We start from the raw sequence: 26338 nt of genomic DNA on the forward strand, positions 1-26338 counted from the left end.
TTGGATGTTAGATTACTTCTATAAATTTGCAACGGGAACATTTAAAAGCGGAATGAACTCAGAACAGGTTTCGGGAGTGTTTAACAACCTTATGGCATCGCCTGTTGAGATGATTATATGGCTTGCGATAATCGTTGTATTCGGATTTTTTGTATGCAGTCGAGGACTTCAAAAAGGCATTGAAAAGGTCAGCAAGGTTATGATGGTTGCGTTGCTTGCACTGATTATTATTCTTGCAATCAACAGTATGATGCTTTCAAATGCGGGAGAAGGCTTGAGCTTTTATCTTGTTCCCGATTTCGGAAAGGTTAAAGATGTAGGACTCGGCAAGGTAATCACCTCTGCAATGAGTCAGGCGTTTTTCACACTCGGACTCGGAATCGCATCAATGGAAATTTTCGGCAGTTATATGAACAAAGACCGCACGCTTTACGGTGAGGCTGTTCAGATTTGTGCATTGGACACTTTTGTTGCAATTGTTGCCGGACTTATCATCTTCCCTGCTTGCTTTTCATTTGGCGTTCAGCCCGACCAAGGACCTGCCCTTATTTTTGTGACGCTTCCGAATGTTTTCGTAAATATGACGGGCGGTCGGATTTGGGGTACGCTTTTCTTTCTGTTTATGACATTCGCAAGCTTTTCAACGGTTATTGCCGTGTTTGAAAACCTTGTTGCTTTTCTTACCGACACATTCGGCATGAGCAGAACAAAGGCGTCAATTATCAATGGAATTATTATGTTCTTTGCGTGTCTGCCGTGTATTTTTGGATTCAACATTTGGAGTGACTTCAACATTCTCGGCAAAGGTGTGCTTGACCTTGAGGACTTCGTTGTCAGCAACCTTCTTCTTCCGATTGGCGCAATGGTTTATCTCCTGTTCTGCACAACAAAATTCGGCTGGGGCTTTGACAATTACTTTGAAGAATGTAACACGGGTAAAGGTCTTAAACTTTCAAGAGTGCTGAAGCCGTACCTTAAATACGCACTCCCCGTGCTGATTGTTATTGTGTTCGTTCAAGGCTTTATAGGGTAGGATTAACAATCCCCTACGGCTCAAATTGTGCAAATTCGAACAATGTTACATTCCGACAAAATAACATATAAAACAAAAAACTGTACAACCCATAATGACCCGACCCCCAAAAGTTAGACCAAAAAAATCTAACTTTTGGGGGTCACCACATAATCGGCTGTACAGTTTTTTTATTTTTGCGGTAGAACCGCATTACAGAAAGGCTTATTTAATTGAATCAATCCATTTTTGAATTTCAGACTTTGGTGTACGCAGAACTGATTCGTCAAAACGGATATTCATTCCCTGCTTTACATCGGCTGTACCGCAGGCATTTGCAAAATCTTTGAATGTGTGACCAATCCAACCGCCGTTGGTTGCAAACGGATAAACCGTCTTGCCCGAAAGGTCATTTCCCTTGAGAAATGTGTGCATTGCAGGGGCAAAAGTGTACCACCAAACAGGTGTTCCGAGAATTACCTCGTCATACTTGCTAAGGTCAATATTAAGCGATTTTATTTCGGGACAATATCCGCTGTTCACTTCATCCTGTCCTTGATTTACAACCGAGTTGTAGTCGCCGTCATACGGAACAACAGTTTCGATTCTTGCAATGTCAGCACCCGTGCTTTTCTGAATCATCTCGGCAATGCTTTTTGTGTTGCCACGATAGGAATAATAAACGATAACTTTTTTCATATTCAGAAGCCGCCTTTCGATTAACCGAGTTTATTATATTCTTCATCGGTTACGGGTTCACACCACTCGTTTGAACATTCTTCGCCCGGCATTTCGGTTGCGATGTGTGAGAACCAACTGTCCTTTTTAGCACCGTGCCAATGCTTAACCTCGGCTGGAATTACGATTACCTTACCCGGTGTAAGGCTTACAGGCTCTTTGCCCTCTTCCTGATACCAACCCTCACCTGCTGTGCAGATGAGGAGCTGACCGCCGCCGCTCTTTGCGTGGTGAATGTGCCAGTTGTTACGACAACCAGGTTCAAATGTTACATTTAAAAGGTGAAGTCCGTCCTCGGGCTTTGTGAGTGGATTTAGGTATGACTCTCCGATAAAATACTTTGCATAGGCTGTGTTTGGAGTGCCTGTGCCGAATACATTCTGCTTTTCAAATTCATCCTTGTCTGCAATTTTCATAATATTATCTCCTTGTGTAATTAAAATTTTTTAATCCAATCATTAACAATGCCTTCTGCCTTATCGGCATCACTTCCGAACAAGGAAAGTCCGTTTGTTACGGTTGCACCTTTGGCAGTATTTTTAATATCATTGACTGTGTTTGAAAGTCCGCTTCCCTCGTGAGTGCAGAACGGATGAATTGTTTTGCCCGTAAAATCAAATGTTTCAAGGAAAGTATAAACCGCCATAGGCATTGTTCCGCAGTAGTTTGGATAGCCGAGATAAATTTCATCGTAATCGTCAAGATTCGGCAATGAAACAAGTTCGGGTCTTGCCTTTGATTTAAGGTCTTTAACCGACTGAGCAACACATTCCTTGTAGTTTGCGGAATACGGAACTTTCTGCTCAATTTTAAACATATCGGCTCCTGTGAGGTCTGAAATCATTTTTGCAACCTTTTCGGTGTTGCCGACTTTTACATAGCGGTACTGACCGCCGAAATAATTTTCATCTGCTCGTGAATAAAATGCAATTAACTTTGCCATTGTAAATCTCCTTTGTTTCAGAATTTTTACTATTTTTCAGTTTGTTTTTTACTTTACAGGAATATATTACACCCTGAAGTTGACTTTAAGTCAAGAGGCATTTTTGATTTTTTCGTATAATTTTTAATTAACTGCATAGGTTGCTTTCCGTACAACACTCTTAGCTTAAATATTCTGCTGTTACTTGTGGGCATCCGATGAACTCCTCTATTTAAAATTGCAAAAGCAATCGCTATACTTACGCTCGGGCATAGTATGTTTTTGATATTGCAAACTATCTGCACGAACGGAGAGTTGCGGTACACCGCAAAAAAATACTGTACAACCGAGAAAGGCTGTACAGCATCGGAATTATTCTTTATAAGAAACTATTTCTTTTCAGTAAGAAGCTTATTGAGTTCGTCCATAAAGGTGTTAATATCCTTGAACTGACGATAAACTGATGCAAAACGGACATATGAAACCTCGTCAATATTCTTGAGCTGATCCATTGCAAGCTCACCGATTTGCTTTGAAGTAATTTCACGTTCAAGGCTTGACTGAAGCTGAGCCTCAATATCATTGACCATATTTTCAATCTGTTCAATTGAAACGGGACGCTTCTCGCAGGCACGGAGAATTCCGCCTGTAAGCTTGTTGCGGTCAAAAACCTCACGGGATTTGTCACGCTTAACAACAATTATCGGAACAGTTTCAATCACCTCATGTGTGGTAAAGCGTTTGCCACATCTCAGGCACTCTCTTCTTCTGCGGATTCTTTCGCCGTCATCGGCAGAACGGGAGTCGATAACCTTGCTTTCTTCATAACTGCAATATGGACACTTCATATGAAAACCTCCGAATAATTATTCCCTAAAATAATTATAACATACCGTTTTCAAATTTCAAGTATAGAAAATTTACAATTTAATTACACTTTTATTTCATCAGAGATTGCGGTAATGCTTGACATTTCTCTTCTTCTTTTTGCGTTTCGAACTGATTTTTGAAATAATAAGGTAAATAATCAGGATAAGAACAATGAGTGCGATAACCACAATAAACCAGTATGATTGGAACACTGTGCCGATAACATTGAACACATAAAGGATTCCGCTGAGTTCTATTTTTTCGCCTGCAACAACATTAACCTCGGCAAGCTTTTGCTTTTTGCTGTTTTCGTCTGCCTTATAGTAAATTGTAGCCTTGCCGACTACCGTGCCTTTGTCGATTGGAGCGTCAATACTTTCGGGAACATCCTGTTCAATAATTATATTCTCATCAGTGCAGTCTTTAGGAACAATTGCGCTGAGGTCGGTTTCGGGATAAAGCAATGTACTGTTTTTGCCCCAAGCAAGGTTGACCTTTACTTCGCAAAGCGGCTTTGACGATGTTGCTACCGTGTTCATTTCAAGACTTGTCAATGCCCATCGAAAAAGGTCAGCGGCATCGGTCATTGTTGCGTAATCCTCGGTCACACCCTCTTCATAAGGAGCGTGAAGAAGAATTGCCATATATGAATAGCCGTCAGCCGACGCTGTTGTTACAAGGCATCTGCCTGCCTCGTTGGTTGTACCCGTTTTGATGCCCTTTGCATACATATAATAATACTCGCCGCCTCGGTTAGCGTCAATGAGGTAGTTAGTGGTAACAAGGGGTGTATCGTCACCGTCACAAGTGTATGTGCAGGTGTTTGTGATTTCTTCAAAACGAGGGAGCGTGAGCGCATATGTAGTGATTTTGTACATATCACGGGCAGTTGTATAGTGGTTAGGATCGTGAAGTCCGTCAGGATTTGCAAAATGGGTATTTTTGCAGCCAAGCTCCTTTGCCTTTTCGTTCATCATCTCAACAAAATTATCAACATTTCCGTCGCCGATATAATCGGCAAGAACCATTGCGGCATCGTTACCCGAGGGAACCATCATGCTGTAGAGCAGGTCGATTGCTGTCATACTCTTGCCGACATGATTTTCAACATTTGCAAGGGAACTGCCTGTGTTTTTGAGAACATCAAGAACCGACTGCTTAATCGGAATTTTTGTGTTGTCAAGGTCGGCAATGTTTTCAACCGCAATTATGTAGGTCATAATCTTTGTTGTGGATGCAGGATAACGCTTTGCATCTGCATCTTTTTCATACACGGTCTGACCTGAATCCATATTCACAAGCAATATTGAATCCGACTGTGTTTTTACATCATTGGGATAGGACGCAGCACCCGCTGTTGTAAAGGCGGAACAGATAATGATGCAAAGCATACAGAGAAGTGAAAGTGTTTTGATTGCTGTTTTTCTCATTTACTTAATTCTCCCATTTATAGTTTGTCAGTTTAAAGCATTTTGTCCGCCGCGATCAAACAGGCGGTCAATCTCTGCTTTTAAAAGTCGTATTTCATCGTTTCGGATATCACCGTAACGGTTCATTATATAATCTGCAATTTTTTGCGAAAGCTCAAGGCTTTTTGTGTCGGCAAAATCGGCAATTGACATCTGCGGCAGACCGTGCTGTCTGTGACCGAAAAAGTCGCCCGGACCTCTCATTTTCAAATCCTCATCGGCAATGACAAAGCCGTTGTTCGTTGAACACATAACCTCAAGCCGTTCTCTTGTTGTTCTGCTGCCTTTGTCACTGATGAGAATACAATAGGACTGCGAACTACCTCTGCCTACTCTTCCCCTCAGCTGATGAAGCTGTGAAAGTCCGAATCTTTCGGCGTTTTCAATCACAATAACCGTAGCATTAGGAACATCAACGCCGACTTCTATTACCGTTGTGGCAACGAGAACGGAATATTCATTCTCGGCAAACTTACGCATAACCTCGTCTTTTTCGTCGGGCTTCATCTGTCCGTGAACAATGCCGACTGCTATGTCAGGAAATTCCCTCAGCATCAAATCTGCGGCATATTCTTCGGCTGACGCAACATCGTCAAGCTCGCCTTCTTCAACAAGGGGACAGACTATGTACGCCTGTCTGCCGTGTTTTACCTCACTGCGGATAAAATCATACACTCCGCCGCGCATCGCAGAAGTTCGCAACACGGTTTTCACAGGTTTTCTTGACGGCGGAAGCTCATCAATTATTGAAATGTCGAGGTCGCCGAAAATAATAAGTCCGAGGGTTCTCGGAATCGGGGTGGCACTCATTACAAGCAGATGCGGATTGTTGCCCTTGCCGAGAAGCTTTGCTCTTTGTGCAACGCCGAATCTGTGCTGTTCGTCGGTTACGGCAAGTGCAAGATTTTTAAACTCGGTTTTATCGGTAATGAGAGCGTGTGTTCCTATTACCATATCAATTGAACCGTCTGCAAGCGATTTTCTGATTTGTTTTTTTTCGGACTCCTTGAGTGCGCCTGTCAGCAGACCAACCTTGATATCCGTATTTTCAAAAAGCCTTTGAAATGTTTTGTAATGCTGTCGGGCAAGGATTTCCGTAGGTGCCATAAACGCGGTCTGAAATCCGTTTTTGGCAACCGTGTAGCAGACCGAGGCGGCAACCGCCGTTTTACCCGAACCTACATCGCCCTGAACAAGTCGGTTCATTGGAGATGATTTGTTGATTATATCGTTTATGCAGTCCGACACCGCCCGTTTTTGGGCATTTGTCATTGTGAACGGCAAAAGCGATTCAAATTCTTCTGAATAATCCTTTGTAATTTTAAGCGAGGTTACTCCCCTGCTGTGGTCACGCAGATTTCTCATTCCGAGGTTCAGCACAACAAGCTCTTCGGTAACAAGCCTTTTTCGGGCTGTTTCAAGCTGTTGGCAATTTTTTGGAAAGTGAATATCAAACAATGCCTGTCTGAGCGGGCAAAGGTCAAATCTTTCTCTTACGGCATCCGGCAAAGGGTCATTGATTTTTGATGGCAGCATTGAAAGTGCCTGTCGCACGGCCGATTCAACCGATTTGCTCGGAAGTCCTGCTGTCTGCCTGTAAATCGGGCGGATTTGCGTTCCTTTAATTGCAGGCGCAAAGGTCGGAGACAGCATCTGCATTCCGTAGCTGTCGGATGAAGTTTTTCCGTAAAAGAAATATTCTCCGCCCTGTCTGAGCATTGAGCTTATGTATTTATTGTTAAAAAACACAAGCTGGATTGAACCCGTGTCATCATAGACTGCGGTTTTGGAAATAATTCTTCCGCCGCTTATGCGTGTGTCATTTACCGAGGTTGCAACAATCGCCTTTATGCAGGCGGTTTCACCGTATTCAAGTTCATTGATATGCTTGATATTGCTCCAGTCCTCGTATGTTCGAGGATAGAAATTTATCAAATCTCCAACGCTTTTTATTCCGAGTCTTGCAAAAAGTGCGGCACGCTTTTCACCTATTCCGTTCAGGCTTGAAACAGGAGTTTTATAAAGTGATGTCATTACCGCACCTCCGTTTTTATTTATTTCAGAACAGCCTATCCATATTCGCAGGACAGCCTGTCATTACAAAATCGGGAGCATAACCGAAAAAATTATGCTCCCTGAAAAAACTGATTTAATGCTTATTCTACGCTTAAAATGAAATAGTAAACAGGCTGGTCGCCCTTGACAAGTGTAATATCGGTTTTTGAACCGAATTTTTCACGAAGCTCTTCATAAGCCTTTTCCGCCTCTTCTTCGGTAACATCCTCGCCGTATATGAGAGTGATAAATGAAGTGTCGCGGCTGACCATATTCTTTGCAAGCTTAACAAGAGCCTTAACGGTGCTCTTTTCCGTAATTGTCAGCTTGCCGTTTTCAAGAGCGATAATGTCGCCCTCTTTGATTTTCTTACCGCCAAATTCACTACTTCTTGCGGCAAAGGTTACAAGACCTGTTCCCACCGATGCAAGTGCGTCAGTCATAAGCTGTGCGTTGCTTTCGGCAGAAATTTCGGAATCAAAATTGAGCATAGCCGTCATACCCTGCGGAATTGTTCTTGTCGGAACAATGATGACATTTCTGTCTTTTACCATCGGGATTGTCTGCTCTGCGGCAAGAATGATGTTTTTATTGTTTGGAAGAACGAGAACATTCTTGGCAGGAGTTGCCATAATTGCCTCATAGATATCGTCTGTACTGGGGTTCATACTTTGGCCGCCGGAAACAACATTGTCACAACCGAGGTCTTTAAAGAGGTCTTTAAGACCGTTACCTGCGGCAACTGCAACAAAGCCGAAATCGTTTTCTGGTTCTGCGGGAACAAACTTTTCCTTTTCAGCCTTTTTCTTTGTTGACTTGACATTCTTGTGCTGTTCCTTCATATTCTCAACCTTAACCGTGAGAAGCTGACCGAACTCAAGTCCTTTTGAAAGAGCATTGCCCGGCTGTTCAGTATGAACATGAACCTTGATAATCTCATCATCATTTACAACAACTACGCAATCACCGATTGATTCAAGATAACTGCGAAGCTCGCCGATTTCGGTTTCAATCTCGGCATTTCTGCCAACGATGAACTCTGTGCAATATGTGAATCTGATGTCATCGTCAAATTCAGCGGCGGCACTTTCAAATGTGCTGACGGTTGCAGGAGCTGTGTCATCGTCAGCTTCAATCATAATGCCGTTCTTAATTACAGAGAGCATACCCTCAAAGATTACGCAAAGGCCCTTACCGCCTGCGTCAACAACGCCTGCCTTTTTAAGCACAGGCAAAAGCTGAGGAGTGATTGCAAGCGCCTCGTTAGCCTTGTCAACGATTGTCTGCCATACAGACACAACATCTCTGTCATACTTAGCGGCTTCGATACCTGCCTCGTAAGCCATTCTTGCAACCGTGAGAATTGTTCCCTCTGTCGGTTTCATAACAGCCTTGTAAGCGGCGTCAACACCGATTCCGAGTGCTGCGGCAAGATTTTTGCCGTCAACTTCTTCAATGTCTTTAAGTCCCTGGGCAAAGCCACGGAATATCAGTGAAGTGATAACACCCGAGTTGCCTCTTGCTCCACGGAGCATTGCAGACGCTGTGATACCTGCGGCATCACCTGCACAGGTACCGTCAAAATCTTCAAGTGCTGCGACAGCCGCATTGACTGTCATTGACATATTTGTACCCGTGTCTCCATCGGGTACAGGGAAAATATTAAGATCATTTATACTGTTTTTTTGGTTTGAAATATTATTCGCACCGGAAATAACAGCCTGTTTGAGAATTTGTCCGTTTATCATTTAGGCACATCCTTTTAATGTACATTTCTTAATCAACTGCATAAGCCGATTTTGCACCGACAAACGCAGTTTTACAATAATTCACATTATAACATTATACATTATCAGCTTGTTTTTTGCAATAGTATAATACACTAATTATCTGCAAAAAAAGCCGACTTAATCGGGATTGTTTCATATTTTTTAACAATTGGAAACAATTTACTTTATGCTGATTTGTGTTATTCAATACGCATTGACTCGGCTGAAACGCACTTTCCGCTTTTGTCATCAACATCAAAAAGCGTACATTCCATTTTGCATTCTCCGCTTGCAAGGTCAAAACGCTGCGGAAGCTTATTTTTCAGCTTTGCAATTATAATTTCGCTCTTTACACCGAGAACGGAATGGATTGTACCCGTCATTCCCGTGTCGGTTATGTAGCCGGTTCCCTTCGGAAGAACCTGTGCATCAGAGGTCTGAACATGGGTGTGTGTTCCGAACATTGCGGAAACTCTGCCGTCAAGGTAATAACCCATTGCCCTTTTTTCACCCGTTGCCTCTGCGTGAAAATCAACAATTATGATTTTGCTTTCAGCCTGTTTAATCATTTTATCTACACATTCAAAAGCGCAATTCAGGTTGTTATCCATATAGGAATTACCCATAATATTTATAATCGACACAATTCTTCGCCCTGTGTCAACATTAATTATACCTTTGCCGGGTGTTGAATTTTCGGGAAAATTGGCGGGTCTGACAATGAAGGGATTTGAGTCAAGATAGTCGTAGATTTCTTTTCTGCGAAACGAATGGTTTCCAAGAGTAATTGCGTCAACTCCGCTGTCAAAAAGGTGTTTTGCAGACACGGGAGTCAGTCCGTTGCCGTCAGCGGAATTTTCACCGTTGCAGATTACAAAATCAACGCCTTTCACCTTTTTGAGCGTGGGAAGATTACTGCGAAGAAATTCACATCCGATACTGCCTACGACATCACCTATACATAAAATTCTCATAGTTATCCCTCCGTTTGTGTCCGATTGCAAAATTTCAGTCGTTCAAAACAAAACATACAAATTGATTATAACACAACTTTTCTATTCTGTCACATCAAAATCAACCTGATCTGCAATATTTTCGTTAAAAATATAATCTGTTATCACCCTGTAGCTGTCTTTATTTTCTTTAACGGAAATTTGTTTTGAAATAACCTTGCTTTTATTCTTTGTAAAAATCTCATAGAGAATACAATCAGCCTTTGCAATATCTTCCGCCTTGTTTTTGCTTACAGAGTTTTCGGTTGTTACAAGTTCACGGTCGGTTCTGATTTTAAGTCCTACCGGCAGAACAACATCATTGATAAACAGATTTTCTCCGTAAACTGTGCTTACAAAATTGTCGTAGTTTTCAAAGGCAAGGCTGCACGGAAAATCAAGCCATAAAAATCTGAAATTTTTCCTGTCAACATAATTATCGGTAACGGTACTGTAAGTTATTTTTTTAGGAAGTGAAAGCGTTCTCTGCTCTGAAACATCGGCAAAGACCTTTGCGCTTGCTCTCAAGTAACGCATATCGCCCTGCTTGGTTTCGTCAAGCCCACTGACAAGAATCTGACCGTTCACAACTCCGCTTCCCTTTGTAACAACAGGTCTGCCGTTATATGCCTGAATACGCGTTATGACGCCGTCCTTAACAGCTTTTACATTACACGGATTTTTTGAGGTATCAAGCTTCGGCTTTTTGTAGGTTTCTTTAATTTCAACCGTAACAAGACTGCCCGTTATGTTTATGCTCATCCAACGGATATCACCGCATTTTCTCTGAATATTGCGTTCTATCTGGTCAACATCGGAATTGTTTTTCCACATACCTACAGAAATTCCGTTATCTTCAAGCAACGATTCAAGATATGTATTGCTGATTTCCTCTGTTCCTGAAATTTTGACCGACCAGATAAAATTTGAGAGAAAAATGCAGAGAATAATTCCACATACCGCACCTGCAAAAAGTCCTGTCCTTGCCTTATAGCGGTTAATAATAAACGGCAGTCCGTGTTTTGCGGTTACTCTTGTTTTAACCCTTGATTTGCGCGCAAGAATTCTGATTTTTTTGTAGTCGGAAAGATACATTGAGGCTGATATTGCGTTCTTTTTCGGTATGGGATTCCAGAGATTTACACCGTTTTTTGAGGTTATGTTCATAAACCTTTCGGGAAATTTTCCGCTTGCGGTAAAGTCCACACTTCCTCTGAGAAAGCGTATTATTTTAAGGAGCATAGTTTCACCTCACGAGAGAAAGTTGATGTCGGTTACAAAGCCTTCAATTTCAACACAGGAGCTTGAAATGCACTTCAATTTCATTCCTCTCCCGCAAAATGAAATTACGGTTTTGCAGGTGTTTATTTTTATATTTTCGCTGTCATAGAGCAGAACTCCGGTTGAACCCTCAACTGTTATCCTGCGGTTTCCGAGCATTTCTATGTACGGCATTGTTCCCATATCAAACATCGGAGAAGGCAATCTTTCGTTTTTATCGGCAATTCGTTTCTTCTTTGGCAAAAAAATCTCCCCTGTTTTCGTTTCTTATTTATTTTTATGCAATACAGCTCATATATATAATTGGTGATTGTTTTGTTTATGAGTAAAAATGCCGCAAGGACGGTGAATATTTTTAAGGCAACAGGGATTTTTCTGTTGTGCGTTGTCTCCTTGCGTTTTTCGGAGGAATGTTCAAAGGGAGCTGAAAACGGCATAGGCTTGTGTCTTTCAACGCTTGTACCGTCACTGTTTCCGTTTATGGTGCTTGCCTCATACATCACCGAAAGCGGTCTTGCAGAAAAAATCGGCAGACATCTTTCATGGCTGACAAAACCGATTTTCGGACTTGACGGTTGTTTTGCCTCGGCAATAATTCTCTCCCTTGTCGGAGGTTATCCCGTTGGTGCAAAGACGGTAAATTCGCTTTATAAAAAAGGTGCGGCAAGTGAAAGTGAGTGTAAACGGGCAGGTCTGTTTTTGGTGTGTTCGGGACCGGGATTTCTTGTGAATTTTATCGGTGTACAGCTTTATTCAAGCATTGAAGTCGGGTTTATTATATTTGCCGCCCAATGCATCTCGGTTTTAGCACTCGGATTTGCTTTAAAATTCGTTTGCAGAAATAAACTTGATGATAATTCCAATTCGGAAACATTAATAAGCACTCCGCAAAAAGGCGACGCACTTGTAAAGTCTGTTCTTGACGGTGCAAGGGGAATGTTTGCAATCTGCGCATTTGTGGTGCTGTTTTCGGCATTTACTGAGATTTTCTGCTCACACATTACGGATGAAAATATTCAAAAACCGTTTTTAATACTCACGGAAGTTTGCAATGCGGTTACTGCGGTATCGAAAGATTTTCCGATTGAGGTTGTTGCATTTTCGGCAGGATTCGGCGGACTTTGCGTACATTTTCAGATTTTCTCGGCACTTGGAAATATTAAGGTTAATAAAATGTTATTTTTCTTTTGCAGAATTTTGCAAGGATTTATCACCGCATTGCTTACGCATTTAGGTATAAAACTTTTCTCCGTCACAACCGATGTTTTTTCAACATCAACGGTTGAAAATTTCAGCTTTTTCGGAGGAACTTCCATTTCGGGAGCGGCTTTGCTTTTTACCGCTTTATGCTTTTTATATTCACTCAAAAATTACAAACAAAATTGACGGAGGTTACTTTATGTGCGGAATAGCAGGATGGATTGACCACTCACAGGATATGAGCGAAAGAATCGATTTGCTCAACAGAATGTCGGAAACACTTGACAGGCGAGGTCCTGACGAAAACGGCTTGTACATTAACCGAGGTGCGGCGCTTATGCACAGGCGGCTTGTTGTAATTGACCGTGAAAACGGCAAACAACCGATGTCCGTTCGTCACAGGGACACGACCTATGTAATAGTCTATAACGGCGAACTCTATAACACAGCCGAGCTTCGTGAGGAACTGAAAGCATCGGGATTTCATTTCAGAGGTCACAGCGACACGGAGGTTGTGCTGAAATCATACATTAAATACGGTGCTGACTGCTGTAAAAAGCTGAACGGAATTTTCGCCTTTGCAGTCTACAACACAAGCGACAAATCGCTGTTTTTGTGCAGGGACAGAATCGGCGTTAAGCCTCTGTTTTACTATGAATACAACGGCGGATTGCTGTTTGCGTCAGAAATAAAAGCGTTGCTTGCAAGCAAGGTTGTGAAGCCTCAAATTGACGAACAGGGACTCAATGAAATTTTCTTTTTAGGACCTGCAAGAACGCCTTCGTTCGGAGTTTTCAAGGGAGTATTTGAGCTTAATCCGGGCGAATGTGCAATGTATAGGCACTCAAAGCTTCGCCGAAAAAAATACTACACCGTTGAGGCAAAAGAGCATACAGACAATGAAGTAACTACCATTGAAAAGACGAGATATCTGCTGACTGATGCAATTCAGCGACAGCTTGTGAGTGATGTTCCGCTGTGCTTTTTCCTTTCGGGAGGGCTTGACAGCAGTATAATTGTCAAGACCGCATCAATGTACAACAAGGAACACAAACTCGGCAAAATCAACACCTACTCGGTTGAATACCGTGACAACGAAAAATATTTTCAGAAGAGCAATTTTCAGCCTACTCCCGACTACGAATTTATTTCGATGATGTCAAAAAATGCCGACACAAAGCACAGGGAAATTGTCCTTGACAACACGCTTGTGTGCGACGCACTTTATGAAAGTGTTCAGGCAAGGGATTTGCCGGGGTATGTTGATGTTGACTCGTCACTTTTGCTCTTCTGCAAAGAAATCAAGCAAAACTACACCGTTGCACTTTCGGGAGAATGTGCAGATGAACTTTTCGGCGGATATCCGTGGTATCACAACCATGAAATACTTTTTGAGGATTGTTTTCCGTGGTCAAAAAGTCAGGATATTCGCAGGAGCATTCTCAAGGACGGTGTACTGAAAAACGGCGAAGAGTATGTCAGACAAAGGTATCTTGACACAATAAGCCTTGCCCCAAAGCTTAAAAGCGACACCGACCTTGACAGGCGAATGCGAGAGATGTTCTACCTGAATTTTTACTGGTTTATGCAATGTCTGCTTGAGCGAAAAGACAGATGCTCAATGTTCAGCGGACTTGAGGTAAGAGTGCCGTTCTGCGATTACAGACTTGTTGAATATGCGTACAATATGCCATGGGAATTAAAGGCATGGGGCAACCGTGAAAAGGGAATTGTGCGAAAGGCTTTTGAGGATATTCTGCCCGAAGAAATTTGCTGGCGAAAGAAAAGCCCGTACCCGAAAACGCACAATCCGATTTACTTCAACGAGTGTGTAAAAAGGGTTAGAAAAATTCTTAAAAAGCGTTCAATTCTAAACGAACTGCTTGACAGTAAAGGGATTGAAGATATCATTGAAAATCCCGATAAAATCACAAATCCGTGGTACGGTCAGCTGATGAAAGCACCGCAGATTCTTGCGTATATAATCGAACTTGACTACTGGTTTGATAAATATAATGTTGAAATAGTGTAACGGTTATGTTAAAATCTGAGTGTAAAAAGCTCCGGGAGATGTAGAAAATTAGCCGTAAACAATATATTAAACTGATCGATTTCTTCAAGAATAACAAATCCGCAAAAAATGTGTTGAAATTCGTATATAAAATTTTTCCGCTGTTTGTATTTGCAAGCTATCCGATTTTGCTTGTATATACATTTTTATGGCAAAAAGATTTGTTTTTAAAGTCGCTGACTGTGCCTGCGGGGGTGTTTTTGGGAATAACACTTCTGCGAATTATCATAAAAGAAGAACGCCCGTATGTGCGGTACGGAGTTGCGCCTGTTTTTGCAAAGAACAGCAAGCCCGACAGTATGCCGAGCCGCCACACCGCAAGTGCATTCATCATTGCAATGGCAATTTTGCGGTTCAATGTGTGGGCAGGGATTGCATACCTCTTCATTGCGGTTATGATTTCCGTGTCAAGAGTGTGTGCAGGAGTGCATTTTGTGCGTGATGTCATAGTCGGCGCAGCAATAGCAATCCTCTGCGGAATTGTATTTTTGTTTTTGTTATTGTAATATAAAATTGTGCAGACGGTAACAATGTTACGCTCAATCATAATTTTCAATTTAAAAAGCCACAGTAGATTTTAACTTTCTACTGTGGCTTTTTTGTTGGTTGTTAAGTTGTGTAATATCTGTTTATGTAACAGCGATATTATTTTTTGTCGTCTGTTTTTTCTGTAAGATCGATGATATCGCCTGTGCAATGGGGACATTTTGTGGCTTTGATATCAATATCACTGAAACAGAACGGACACTTTTTTGTTGTGGGAGCTTCTTCGGGTTCAGTTTTTTTGCCGAGTGACATAACCTTGTTGACAAGCTTTACGATAAGGAAGATTACGAAAGCCATAATCAGGAAGTTGATTACCGCTGTGATAAACTTACCGTACATAATTGTTGCGCCGTTGATTGTAACCTGAAACTGGTCAAAGTTGACACCGCCGAAGATACCGAGAATCGGCGAAATGATGTCGCTTGTGAGAGAAGTTACGATTGCCTGAAAAGCCGCACCGATGATAACGCCGACTGCGAGATCAAGCACATTTCCACGCATTATGAATTCCTTAAACTCCGAAAAAAACTTTTTCATTTTGCCCTAATCCCCTTTATTTAATTTTCAAAATCAGCCAAGAATTGCCTTATGGTAAACCTTTTTACCCTTTTTGATTACAACATAGCCTTTTTCAAAATCAGACTTTGCAACCTTTGCGTAAACATCTGTTACCTTTTCATCATCAACAGAAACACCGCCCTGCTGAATAAGTCTTCTGCCCTCGCCGTTTGAAGGGATAAGTCCGCACTTCTTCATGAGGTCAAGAATTCCGATTTCACCGTCTGCAAAATCAGCCTCTGTAAGAGTTGTTGAAGGCATATTGTCAGTATTTGTCTTGTTGCTGAAGATTGCTCTTGCTGCCTCCTGAGCCTTGTCAGCCTCCTCTTTGCCGTGAACAAGCTCTGTAAGCTCATGAGCAAGAATTTCTTTTGCTTTGTTGATTTCACTGCCCTCAAGCTTTGCAAGCTCATCAATTTCTTCAAGCGGAAGGAATGTGAGCATTTTAAGGCACTTGATTACATCGCCGTCATCAACATTTCTCCAATACTGGTAGAAATCGTAGGGGCTTGTCTTTTCGGCTGAAAGCCATACTGCACCCGACTGGGTTTTACCCATTTTCTTACCCTCTGAATTGAGGAGAAGGTTGATTGTCATTGCATATGCGTTTTTGCCGAGCTTTCTTCTGATAAGCTCTGTACCGCCGAGCATATTGCTCCACTGGTCATCGCCGCCGAACTGCATATTACAGCCGTACTTCTGATAGAGAGCATAGAAGTCGTATGACTGCATAATCATATAGTTAAATTCAAGGAAGCTGAGTCCCTTTTCCATTCTCTGCTTGTAGCACTCTGCACGAAGCATATTATTAACGCTGAAACAAGCACCTACATCACGGAGAAGTTCAACATAGTTAAGGTCAAGAAGCCAGTCTGCGTTATTTACAAGAAGAGCCTTGCCCTCTGAAAAGTCGATAAAACGGCTCATCTGCTTTTTAAAGCAATCAACATTGTGCTGAATTGTTTCCTTTGTCATCATCTGACGCATATCTGTTCTGCCTGACGGATCACCGATCATACCTGTGCCGCCGCCTACGAGTGCAATTGGCTTGTTGCCTGCCATCTGAAGTCTTTTCATAAGGCAAAGAGCCATAAAGTGACCTACATGGAGGCTGTCGGCTGTCGGGTCAAAGCCGATATAGAATGTGGCTTTACCGCTGTTTACAAGCTCTCTGATTTCTTCTTCGTCCGTAACCTGAGCGATAAGTCCTCTGGCTACGAGTTCTTCATATACTCCCATATTTAAAAATTCCTTTCGATTTTTGTCAGTTAAACAATAATATTATAACATTATTTAATTTATAGTCAACCTTTCAGGCATGAGTTTTGGTGCAAATCTCGCCGTTTTCGACTGTTATCATAACGGTTTTATCGCTGTCTGTCCGATAAACATTTTTGCACACGCTGTTAAGCAAGGCTGTTATATAGTAATCGGGAAGTGCCGTATCGTCAGCCGAAACGCTTATTACAGCGGTTTCGGGACTTGCCTTTGCAAGAAAATCTTCACTTGAAGAATACTTACTGCCGTGGTGTGCAACCTTGAGAACATCGCATTTTAATTCTTTGTCGGAATTAACCATTGATTCTTCCCTTTTTGTCGAAATGTCGCCTGTAAAGAGAAATCGCTTTCCGTCATATTCAAGCATTGTTACAAGCGAATTATCGTTTGTGTTGCCGAAGTCCTTTTCGGGTTGATAAAATTTAAAGGTCATATTTCCGATTTCAACGGGTTTGTCTGAAACGGAAATTACGGTTTTTATATTATTTTCTTTTATAGAATTAACAAGCTTTTCGTATTCGGGGGTTTTGTGGCTGTCGGAATATTTTCCGAAATAAACAACATCCGTACCGAATTCATCTATGATATCGGGCAACGAACCGATGTGGTCGCTGTCGGGGTGTGACACTATTACGGCATCAAGATGAGTTACCGAACTGCGTTTGAGATAGGCAGTAATTTTATCGATAACAAGATTTGTTCCGCCGTCAATCAACACATTTTTGTCGCCGCATTTAATCAGCGTACAATCAGCCGAACCGACATTGATAAACGAAACAGAAAAGTCGGATTCCATATCGGCTGAAATTCCGAAAAATGTATAGACATCGTTCCAATCGGGGATTCCGAGAGGTTTTCCGAATGAAACAAGCAGTACACAGGCAATGAAAAGTACGCATACCGATATTTTCAGTATGAAAAAGATTTTATTTCTTTTTGTTTTTTCGTCTGTACTTTGCGAACTTATCTTTGCCGTTTTTGCCTCTTCCCTTCTGATTCTGCAAATTGCGGTTGTTGTTCTGTTTTGAATAACCGCCCTGTGTTTGTCCCGCCATCGGAGTTACAAGACATTTTTTATCGTTACCGATTAAATCCCGTCTGCCGGCTTTGATGAGTGCTTTGATTACAAGCGGTTTGTTTTCGGGAATGAAATACTGCAGCAACGCCCTTTGCATTGCCTTTTCATTTTCAGACTTCGGAACATAAACCTCTTTGAGAGTGTACGGATCAAGTTCCGTATAGAACATACTCGTTGAAATTGTACCCGGAGTCGGATAGAAGTCCTGAACCTGTTTTGGGTGAATGTTTTCACGCTTGCAGAAAAGTGCAAGTTCTACGGCATCCGAAAGTGTTGAACCGGGGTGTGAGCTCATCAGATACGGTACGACATACTGGTCTTTATTTTCCTTGCCCGTAAAATCGTAGAACATCTTACAAAAACGCTTGTAGCTTTCAATATGCGGCTTGCCCATTTTGTCAAGAACCGCCGCCGAACAATGCTCAGGGGCAACTCTCAGCTGACCGCTGATGTGGTACTTTACAAGTTCACGGAAAAATTCGTCATTTTCATCTTCAATAAGATAATCAAAACGGATTCCGCTGCGGATAAACACCTTTTTAATTCCCTTGAGATTTCTCAGTTTTCGCAAAATATCAAGATATTCCGTGTGTGACACCTGCATATTCGGACAGGGTGTCGGTGCAAGACATCTTCTGTTTTTACAAAGTCCGAGCTTTTTCTGCTTTTCGCATGACGGAAGTCTGAAGTTTGCGGTAGGTCCTCCGACATCGCTTATGTAACCCTTGAATCGTGGATTATCAAGAAAACTTTCAGCCTCCTCAATAATACTCTTTTCACTTCTGACGGTTACCGCTCTGCCCTGATGAAAAGCAAGTGAGCAGAAATTACAAGCACCGAAACAGCCACGGTTGTGTGTGATTGAAAACAGTACTTCGTTGATACCGGGTACGCCGCCGAGACTTTCATAGCACTTTGGATACCAACGCTCATACGGCAGAGAATAGACATAATCAAGCTGTTTTGTGTCAAGCGGCTGCATCGGAGGATTCTGCACAAGAATATACTTTCCGTGCCTTTGAATGAGGGTTTTGCCCCTTACTGCATCAGCCTCCTCAAGCTCCCTGCGTGATGCAATTGCATAGTCACGCTTGTCCTCTTTTACACGCTCGTAGCTTGGAAGTTCGACAACCGACTTTGGCACATAATCGTCTGTACGAATTTTATAGCAAACACCTCTGATGTCGTAAAGCGATTCAACAGGATAGCCCTCGGAAAGTCTTTTTGCAATTTCAATTGTCTGCAGCTCGCCCATTCCGTACACAAGCAAATCTGCCTTGCTGTCGAAAATAATTGAGGGCATTACCTCGTTTTTCCAATAATCATAATGAGCAAATCTTCTGAGTGATGCCTCAAGACCTCCGATTATAATGGGAGAATCGGGATATAGCTTTCTGATTATGTTGCAGTAAACGGTGACGGCTCTGTCGGGACGCCTGCCGTTTTTACCGCCTGCCGTATAGGCATCATCATGTCTTTTACGCTTTGCAACCGTGTAGTGGGCAACCATACTGTCAATGTTGCCTGCCGACACCATAAAACCGAGCCTTGGTTTTCCGAACTGTGTAAAATCATCATCGTTTTTCCAATTAGGCTGTGCAAGGAATGCTGTTTTGTAACCGCAATCCTCAAGAACTCTCGTGATTATTGCCGCACCAAATGACGGATGGTCAACATAGCTGTCACCGCAAACATATACAAAATCGACTTCGTTCCAACCTCGATCACGCATTTCTTTTGCGTTCATCGGTAAAAAAGCCATATTAAACCCCCTTTTGTTTTCAATGTTTATCAATCGGCTCTGTTTTCAAGTGCATTTCTGCGTTCGAGCCATTCGTTGTAGGTCATAAGAACATCTCTCGGTTTTGAACCCTGATGAGGGCCTACAACTCCCATTTGTTCCATATCGTCAATCATTCTGCCTGCTCTTGCGTAGCCGACCTTGAGTCTTCTCTGCAAGAGTGAGGTTGATGCCTGTCCTGCTTCAATTACGCACTTGATTGCCTCTTCCATTTTGCTGTCAACATCAAGACCTTCGTCAGATGCTGAATCGGAGTCACCCGATTTTTTGCCCTGAGCAATTTCTTCTGCGGCAATTCTCTTGATTTTTTCTTCGATTTCAGAATTATACTGAGCCGAATATGCTTTCTTTATGTAGTGAGTTACGCCCTCGATTTCTTCATCGGAAGCGTAGCAGCCCTGAACACGAATAGGCTTTGGAGCGCCTACAGGCAAAAACAGCATATCGCCTCGGCCGATAAGCTTTTCACCGCCGCCTGTATCAAGAATTGTACGGGAGTCTGTGTTTGAACTTACCTTGAGTGAAATACGGCTCGGTACATTCGCCTTGATAAGACCTGTGATTACATTAACGGTAGGTCTTTGGGTTGCAAGGATAAGGTGCATACCTGCGGCACGAGCCATCTGAGCAAGTCGGCAGATTGAGTCCTCAACCTCGCTCGGAGCCGCCATCATCAAATCGGCAAGCTCGTCAATTGCAATTACAACACGGCTCATTTTTTCTTTGGCAACGGGAAGTCCGTTTACTTCAAGAACAGGCTGAACCTCTTCTCCCTCTTCATTAACAACAGGTGGATTTTTCTCCATATAATTCATATTTTTTTCGATAAGAGAATTATATGAATCAATATCCTTACAATCGTATTCGGAGAAAATTTTATATCTCTGGAGCATTTCGTTTACCGCCCACGCAAGCGCACCAGCCGCCTTTTTTGCGTCGGATACTACGGGAATGAGCAAATGCGGAATACCCTTGTATTTTGAAAATTCAACCATTTTCGGGTCAATAAGCAAAAGCTTTACTTCATCCGGAGTTGCCTTGTAGAGAATACTCATAAGAATTGAGTTTACACATACGGATTTACCTGAACCCGTAGTACCTGCAATGAGCAAGTGCGGCATTTTGGCAAGGTCGGTAACTACGATTTCACCCGAAATATCTTTGCCGAGAACGGTTGTGAGTTTGCTCTTGCTGTTTTTGAACTTGTCCGAATCAATCAGTTCACGCATTGTTACCATACTTACAACCTTGTTCGGAACTTCGATTCCGACTGCGGCTTTGCCCGGGATAGGCGCTTCAATACGAACGCCGTTTGCGGCAAGGTTGAGTGCGATATCATCGGAAAGATTTGTAATTTTGCTGATTTTAACACCGGGGGCAGGCTGTAACTCATAGCGTGTTACCGACGGACCTCGGCAGATATTTACAATGCTTGCCTTTACACCGAAGCTTGTGAGGGTATCAATAAGTTTTTTGGCATTATTCTGCATTTCTTCCATTGCGTCGCCGTCATCGGAATTTAGCTTCGGCTTGAGCAGCTGAATCGGTGGGAACTGATACTTCTTTTCTTCTTTTTGAGAATTATCGGAACGAACAGCTCTGTCAAGCTGTTCCGCAATTTCATCGCCGGCCTCCTCGCTGTTGTCTTTTTTGCTTTTGAGAAGTGCTTTTTTAGCGATGCTTTCAGTTTTGGAATCAGACTCATTCTGTAGATATTCGGCATCGGAAGCTGACTTTTCATTTGAAATATCCTCTGCAAGTGCCGAAACGGTGTTATCGGCACTTTTGCCCATAGGCTTGCTTGCACGATTGATTATGTTGATGAGATCCTGTGACAGATCCTTGTCTGCGGCATTTTCTTCCTTTGAATCGGCAATATCCGTGTCAATTCCGTTTACTGCCGACTTTGCTTTCTTGACCTTTGTCTTTTTGTCATCAAGCGGAATGTCAATAAAACTTCCCGAGGACTTTCTGTTTTCGCCTTCAAGCGCAATGTCGATATTGCCTCTTTCGGCAAGCTTTCTCTCACGGTTTTCTTCTCTGCGCTCTCTGCGTGCTCTTGCCATCTCTTCACTCGCTTCACGGATATGTACGGCTGTTCTTGACGCCGCCGCTGTCATATCCTTAATTGAAATGTTCGCAACAATAAGAACAAGTGCGGCTGTTACAACAAAGCTTGTAAAAAGTGCGGCTGTACTGCCGAACAGGACAACGAGCGGATATCCGAGCAATCCGCCGATTATTCCGCAATCGAAAGTCATATACCTTGAGGTGTCGGAGGCGTCCTTGAACAGATTGCCAAGACAAGCAAAAAAGTTCATATCCGAATATTTTGCGCCGCTGCCTGCATAAATCAACGCCCCGATAAACAGAATTATGACGACACAAAGAAAAAGCTTCAGCTTATAGTGTGCAACCTGCTTTTCCTTTTCGGTCATAACACATAAATAGAAAAGCGTTACGGGAACAAGAAAAATTCCGAAGCCGAGGACTCCGAAAAAGAAACTGCGTATCATTGTCCAGACATTTGAGCCTTTAATGAAAATTATACAGACAAAAACAGCCGCAACGGCGGCATAGAGAATTGCCCTTACACGCGGCGAAAGTCCGCTGCTCCTTTTCGGAACAGCGGATGCTTTGGTTCGGCTTGCATTTTTTGTGCCTTTTGACTGTTTTTTTGAAGAGGTCTTCTTTCTGCCTGCCGCAGTATTTTTAGTTTTGTCAGCTGTTTTTTTGTTAGCTGCCAATAAAATCACTCCATTTAAAATTTATGCAATTGGCGCACCTGTGAAAAGGTTTACGCCCGTATTCATTTCGATGATTGAAATTACAATAAATGCAACACCGACAATCGCTGTGTAGATTACGAAAATTTCCATTTTGTCAGATTTCAGGAACCACTTAAAAATTACGATTGCAAGATAGCCTACAACTGCGGAAACTGCCATTCCGATAATCAGCGGAAGAAACTCAATATTGCTTAAACCTTCGGGTGACTTGATTGCATCCACACCCTCAAGAAGTGCCGCCGCAAGGATTGACGGGATACCGAGTACAAATGTGTAGTCAAGTGCCTTCTGCTTTGAGATTCCTCTCATCTCACCGACCGAAAGTGTTGAGCCTGAACGGGAAAGTCCCGGAAGGAGTGCGGCACAAACCTGTGTTACACCGACAAGAATTGCGTCAACAACATTAAAATTATCTCTTGTTGCCTTTGCATTGCTCTTTGTTGCAAGATGTTTGTGAGTTGAGGCAACACTCTTGCGGTTACGGATAATACCGATTGTTAAAAGTACGCTTGTGAGAATGAGCGAACAGGCAGTTACTATAAGAACAGGACTTGCGGAAAGCCGGTCTGCAAGGTCTTTAAGCTTCATATCTGTTCCGGGGATTGGCAGAAAAAGCAAGAACAGCGGTATAAGACCGATGATGAGCATTACAACGAGATTACGGTTGTAATTCATTTTGCTCCATTTAAACTTGCCTGTGAATATATCCTTAATCATAAGTATAAATTCCTTGATGAGATCCCACACAAGTTTGTGGTAGAATGCAACAACGGCAACAAGTGTGCCGACATGGAGCATTACATTAAAGAAAAGATTGCTTTCGCCTGTGCCTGCACCGAGAATGTGCTGTGTGATTGCGAGGTGTCCGCTGCTTGATACGGGCAAAAATTCGGTAAGTCCCTGAACAATACCCTGAATAATAGCATCTAAAATTGACATGGTTATGTATTCCCTCCAAAAAATAAGTTTTAAAAATCTTCTTTATTATTTGTACGCTGAAATGCCGTGTGGGTTGGCATTTCGGATTTCATAAAAATCATAAGCGTCACGGTATATATGTATTCGGGCAAAATGCCCGAAATTATTTTTCCTGCTTTTTTGAGCGGGATTTTTTAGGCTTTGACCTGCTCTTGTTTTCTTTTATCAAACCGTAGAGAGCGTCGATGGCGTCGGAAACTGTTCCGACCTCGTCAATCAAGCCTTCTTCAACAGCCTCTTCTCCCTCAAGAATAGTCCCGATATCCATTACAAGCTCGCCTGTGTTGAGTACAAGCCGGTTGTAACGGTCCTTTGTAATATTGGAATTTTCGGCAACAAATGTTGTGATTCTGTCCTGCATACGCTGAAAATATTCAAAGGTCTGCGGAACTCCGAGTGTAAGCCCTGTTGACCTGACCGGATGAACCGTCATTGACGCACTCTTTGCGATAAAGCTTTTCTTTGCCGCTACAGCAAGCGGAATACCTATTGAATGACCTCCGCCGAGAACAATTGAAACAGTCGGCTTTTTCATTCCCGAAATCACCTCGGCAATTGCAAGTCCTGCCTCAACATCTCCCCCGACCGTGTTAATCAGCACAAGAAGGCCGTCAATTCTTTCGTCCTCCTCAACCGAAACGAGCAGGGGGATAACATGCTCATATTTCGTTGTTTTGTTCTGCTGTGAAAGAATGTAATGACCTTCAATTTGCCCTATAATTGTCAGACAATGAAAAACGCAGTCCTTGTGAGTTGTCAGAACAGAACCTGTTTCGTCAATTTGGTCAGTGTGTTCTTCACTTATTGGGCTGTCGTTTGCAAGCCTTTGCGGTTCATCTTCCAAAGCGGGATTTTTAACAAAGTTTCCTTTTTTTAAAGAGGTTTTAGAAGATTTTGATTTTTGTGGCATTGTATGCACCTCCGAGAATAGTTTCTCCGAAATTGCGCATAAAATGTATACCGCACATCAAATTAGGACATTCACGGCACATTACCGTTTCATTATATCATTTTAGCAAAGTTATTTCAATAATTTTATTTCTTTATTTCTAATAAGCAATAATTATTTTAAAGAATTATAGTAGTATAAAAGAAATATTATCCCGACAGAACCTGTCGGAAGTTGTTATGGAGTGATATTCAGTTGACATCTGACATAATTATGGGTGTTGTCATTTTAGTTCTTATTGCGTTTTCTGCATTTTTTTCTGCGATTGAAACGGCATTTTCCTTTGTAAACAAGGTGCGTGTTCAGCGTTACAAGGATGACGGCAATAAAAAAGCGGCAGCAGCGCTCTACATAATCGAACATTTCGACAATGCCCTTACAACAATTCTCATCTGCAACAATGTTGTAAACCTGAGTTGTTCTTCAATTGCGACTGTACTATGTATGAATCTTTTCGGTGACGCAGGCTCGGCAATTGCAACCGGTGCAACAACCTTTCTTGTGCTGACCTTCGGTGAGATTGTACCGAAATGCCTTGCAAAGGAGCATTGCGACGCCTTTTCGCTCAAAACAGCCGGATTGCTCAGAGGACTTATGGCAATCCTTACACCGCTGGTGTGGATTTTCACACGGTTCAAAATGATTGCCTTAAAGATTGCAGGCAGCAGCGGCGACGCTCCGTCAGTTACCGAAAACGAGCTTAAATACATTGTTGAGAGCATCGAGGAAGAAGGCGTTCTTGAAGAGAGCGAAAGCGAAATGGTTCGCTCCGCACTTGACTTTGACGAAACTACTGCTGAGGAAATTCTCACACCGAGAGTTGATATTACATTCATAAGCATTGATGATTCACCTGAAAAAATCAAGGATATCATCATTGAAAACCGCTATTCGAGAATCCCCGTGTATGAAGGCACGGTTGACCATGTTGTCGGTATTCTTCACACAAGAGATTATCTTGAACGACTTGCAGACGGCAAAGCTCCCGATGTTAAGGAGCTTATGCAGCCGCCTTACTTTGTGTTCAAAACACAACAGCTTTCAAAAATTCTGAGTGCATTCAAACGCACAAAAATTCATCTTGCGGTTGTTACGGATGAATACGGCGGCACACTCGGAATTGTTACAATGGAAGATTTGCTCGAGGAAATTGTCGGTGAAATATGGGACGAGGACGAGGAAATTGAGCATAACTACTACAAAATCGGCAAGGGCGAGTTCCTTGTAAACGGTGATATGGAGCTTGAAGATATGCTCGGTCTGTTTGATATGGACGAGGACAGTCTTGAATGTGACAGCGTAACGGTCGGAGGATATATTCTTGAACACGCAGGAACAATCCCCCACAAGCGTGACAACATTAAGGCCGACGGCTTTAAGTTTACCGTTATGGAGGTTAAGGATCAGCGTATTTTACGGGTTGTTGTCAAGAAAAACGATACCGCCGAAGAAAACAAATCCGATGAAAAAAAAGAGGACAAAAAGTCCGAATAAGCAAAACATAACAGGAGCAGTATTTTTACTTACCGCTCCTGTTTTTTTACTGTATTTTTTTGCAGAGAGAAGTGCATAATGCGCTGACAGGAATACAAAGAAAAGCCCACAAGGTGCTGTAAAACGGACAAATCTGCCCTTTAAAATTAAGTCGGCAATTGGAATAATCCCACACATTAAGCTTGAATTTCAGATTGACAACACAGCCGCAGCAGTATTCAAGTGCGGTAATTATCGCACTGCCCAATATGCATTTTTGCAGCATATTCATTTTTGAAAAATGCTTGTAAAATCTGAAAAGCGACACAAACGCAGTTCCGCCCGTGACCGCCATTGACCAGTGAGTTTTTCTCCGCCACAAAATTTCAAGCAGAGCGTAGCCTGCCCCGCCTATTGAAAAAAGAATGCAATCGTTACGCAGTCTTAAACTTTTTTTCATAAAAAATCACCTGTTTTAGTTTTCACGGAAACAGGTGATTTATTTAGCT

Annotated in this window: 23 protein-coding genes; 5 read left to right on the top strand and 18 right to left on the bottom strand. The window is 42.4% G+C overall.

Features of this window, described 5'->3' with window-relative positions; translation table 11 throughout:
- Nucleotides 1–1033: sodium-dependent transporter (locus RBATCC27255_RS05785; RefSeq protein ID WP_101029138.1), on the top strand; the 1033-nt coding region annotated here is incomplete at its 5' end.
- Between the two features lie 204 nt (nt 1034–1237).
- Here RBATCC27255_RS05785 and RBATCC27255_RS05790 read toward each other — a convergent pair.
- From RBATCC27255_RS05790 to RBATCC27255_RS05835, 10 genes are all read right to left on the bottom strand, one after another.
- Nucleotides 1238–1711, bottom strand: a complete 474-nt coding sequence (locus RBATCC27255_RS05790; protein ID WP_101029139.1) for a flavodoxin — start codon at nt 1709–1711, stop codon at nt 1238–1240.
- Between the two features lie 20 nt (nt 1712–1731).
- Nucleotides 1732–2166: a cupin domain-containing protein gene (locus tag RBATCC27255_RS05795; protein ID WP_101029140.1), complete on the bottom strand. Its 435-nt coding sequence runs from the start codon at nt 2164–2166 to the stop codon at nt 1732–1734.
- 20 nt (nt 2167–2186) lie between these two features.
- Nucleotides 2187–2693 (bottom strand): flavodoxin, encoded by a 507-nt coding sequence (locus tag RBATCC27255_RS05800; RefSeq protein WP_101029141.1) that lies wholly within the window; start codon nt 2691–2693, stop codon nt 2187–2189.
- A 368-nt stretch (nt 2694–3061) separates the two neighbouring features.
- On the bottom strand, nt 3062–3520 hold the full coding sequence (gene nrdR / locus RBATCC27255_RS05805; protein ID WP_101029142.1) for a transcriptional regulator NrdR: 459 nt from the start codon (nt 3518–3520) through the stop codon (nt 3062–3064).
- Between the two features lie 99 nt (nt 3521–3619).
- Nucleotides 3620–4972 (bottom strand): D-alanyl-D-alanine carboxypeptidase family protein, encoded by a 1353-nt coding sequence (locus tag RBATCC27255_RS05810; protein WP_101029143.1) that lies wholly within the window; start codon nt 4970–4972, stop codon nt 3620–3622.
- A gap of 27 nt (nt 4973–4999) precedes the next feature.
- On the bottom strand, nt 5000–7045 hold the full coding sequence (gene recG, locus RBATCC27255_RS05815) for an ATP-dependent DNA helicase RecG (RefSeq protein WP_101029144.1): 2046 nt from the start codon (nt 7043–7045) through the stop codon (nt 5000–5002).
- A gap of 122 nt (nt 7046–7167) precedes the next feature.
- Nucleotides 7168–8814, bottom strand: a complete 1647-nt coding sequence (locus RBATCC27255_RS05820) for a DAK2 domain-containing protein (RefSeq protein ID WP_101029145.1) — start codon at nt 8812–8814, stop codon at nt 7168–7170.
- A 221-nt stretch (nt 8815–9035) separates the two neighbouring features.
- Nucleotides 9036–9809, bottom strand: a complete 774-nt coding sequence (locus tag RBATCC27255_RS05825) for a TIGR00282 family metallophosphoesterase (protein WP_101029146.1) — start codon at nt 9807–9809, stop codon at nt 9036–9038.
- 81 nt (nt 9810–9890) lie between these two features.
- Nucleotides 9891–11069, bottom strand: coding sequence for a sporulation protein YqfD (locus RBATCC27255_RS05830; RefSeq protein ID WP_101029147.1), 1179 nt, complete (start codon nt 11067–11069; stop codon nt 9891–9893).
- 9 nt (nt 11070–11078) lie between these two features.
- Nucleotides 11079–11351, bottom strand: coding sequence for a YabP/YqfC family sporulation protein (locus RBATCC27255_RS05835; RefSeq protein ID WP_101029148.1), 273 nt, complete (start codon nt 11349–11351; stop codon nt 11079–11081).
- A gap of 102 nt (nt 11352–11453) precedes the next feature.
- Here RBATCC27255_RS05835 and RBATCC27255_RS05840 point away from each other — a divergent pair, with 102 nt between their 5' ends.
- The 3 genes from RBATCC27255_RS05840 (at nt 11454) to RBATCC27255_RS05850 (ending at nt 14885) form a co-directional block, all read left to right on the top strand.
- Nucleotides 11454–12494 (top strand): nucleoside recognition domain-containing protein, encoded by a 1041-nt coding sequence (locus RBATCC27255_RS05840; RefSeq protein WP_169923275.1) that lies wholly within the window; start codon nt 11454–11456, stop codon nt 12492–12494.
- Between the two features lie 13 nt (nt 12495–12507).
- Entirely contained in the window at nt 12508–14340 is a 1833-nt protein-coding gene (gene asnB / locus RBATCC27255_RS05845) for an asparagine synthase (glutamine-hydrolyzing) (protein ID WP_101029150.1), read from the top strand.
- A gap of 110 nt (nt 14341–14450) precedes the next feature.
- Nucleotides 14451–14885, top strand: a complete 435-nt coding sequence (locus RBATCC27255_RS05850; protein ID WP_169923276.1) for a phosphatase PAP2 family protein — start codon at nt 14451–14453, stop codon at nt 14883–14885.
- Nucleotides 14886–15024: 139 nt separating this feature from the next.
- On the opposite strand, the gene mscL is transcribed toward RBATCC27255_RS05850, so the two are convergent.
- The 7 genes from mscL to RBATCC27255_RS05885 form a co-directional block, all read right to left on the bottom strand.
- A complete protein-coding gene (mscL, locus tag RBATCC27255_RS05855; RefSeq protein ID WP_101029152.1) occupies nt 15025–15462 on the bottom strand; it encodes a large conductance mechanosensitive channel protein MscL in 438 nt (145 codons plus the stop codon).
- A gap of 33 nt (nt 15463–15495) precedes the next feature.
- The gene (gene tyrS, locus RBATCC27255_RS05860) at nt 15496–16722 is read right to left on the bottom strand and encodes a tyrosine--tRNA ligase (protein WP_101029153.1); all 1227 of its coding nucleotides are present in this window, start codon (nt 16720–16722) and stop codon (nt 15496–15498) included.
- A 73-nt stretch (nt 16723–16795) separates the two neighbouring features.
- Nucleotides 16796–17557: a ComEC/Rec2 family competence protein gene (locus tag RBATCC27255_RS05865; RefSeq protein WP_101029154.1), complete on the bottom strand. Its 762-nt coding sequence runs from the start codon at nt 17555–17557 to the stop codon at nt 16796–16798.
- Nucleotides 17558–17687: 130 nt separating this feature from the next.
- On the bottom strand, nt 17688–19601 hold the full coding sequence (locus RBATCC27255_RS05870; protein ID WP_101029155.1) for a YgiQ family radical SAM protein: 1914 nt from the start codon (nt 19599–19601) through the stop codon (nt 17688–17690).
- A 29-nt stretch (nt 19602–19630) separates the two neighbouring features.
- A complete protein-coding gene (locus tag RBATCC27255_RS05875) occupies nt 19631–22387 on the bottom strand; it encodes a DNA translocase FtsK (protein WP_242958584.1) in 2757 nt (918 codons plus the stop codon).
- Nucleotides 22388–22408: 21 nt separating this feature from the next.
- Entirely contained in the window at nt 22409–23368 is a 960-nt protein-coding gene (locus RBATCC27255_RS05880; protein ID WP_101029156.1) for an undecaprenyl-diphosphate phosphatase, read from the bottom strand.
- 142 nt (nt 23369–23510) lie between these two features.
- The gene (locus tag RBATCC27255_RS05885) at nt 23511–24317 is read right to left on the bottom strand and encodes a ClpP family protease (RefSeq protein WP_101029157.1); all 807 of its coding nucleotides are present in this window, start codon (nt 24315–24317) and stop codon (nt 23511–23513) included.
- Between the two features lie 234 nt (nt 24318–24551).
- Here RBATCC27255_RS05885 and RBATCC27255_RS05890 point away from each other — a divergent pair, with 234 nt between their 5' ends.
- Nucleotides 24552–25850 carry a hemolysin family protein gene (locus RBATCC27255_RS05890; protein ID WP_147639973.1) on the top strand — a complete coding sequence of 433 codons (1299 nt, stop codon included), beginning with the start codon at nt 24552–24554 and terminating at the stop codon, nt 25848–25850.
- A gap of 46 nt (nt 25851–25896) precedes the next feature.
- Here the strand turns inward: RBATCC27255_RS05890 and RBATCC27255_RS05895 are convergent, their stop codons facing one another.
- On the bottom strand, nt 25897–26289 hold the full coding sequence (locus RBATCC27255_RS05895) for a putative ABC transporter permease (RefSeq protein WP_101029159.1): 393 nt from the start codon (nt 26287–26289) through the stop codon (nt 25897–25899).
- Between the last annotated feature and the right edge of the window lie 49 nt (nt 26290–26338).

It is taken from the genome of Ruminococcus bromii, assembly GCF_002834225.1.
Classification (GTDB): Bacteria; Bacillota; Clostridia; order Oscillospirales; family Acutalibacteraceae; genus Ruminococcoides; species Ruminococcoides bromii.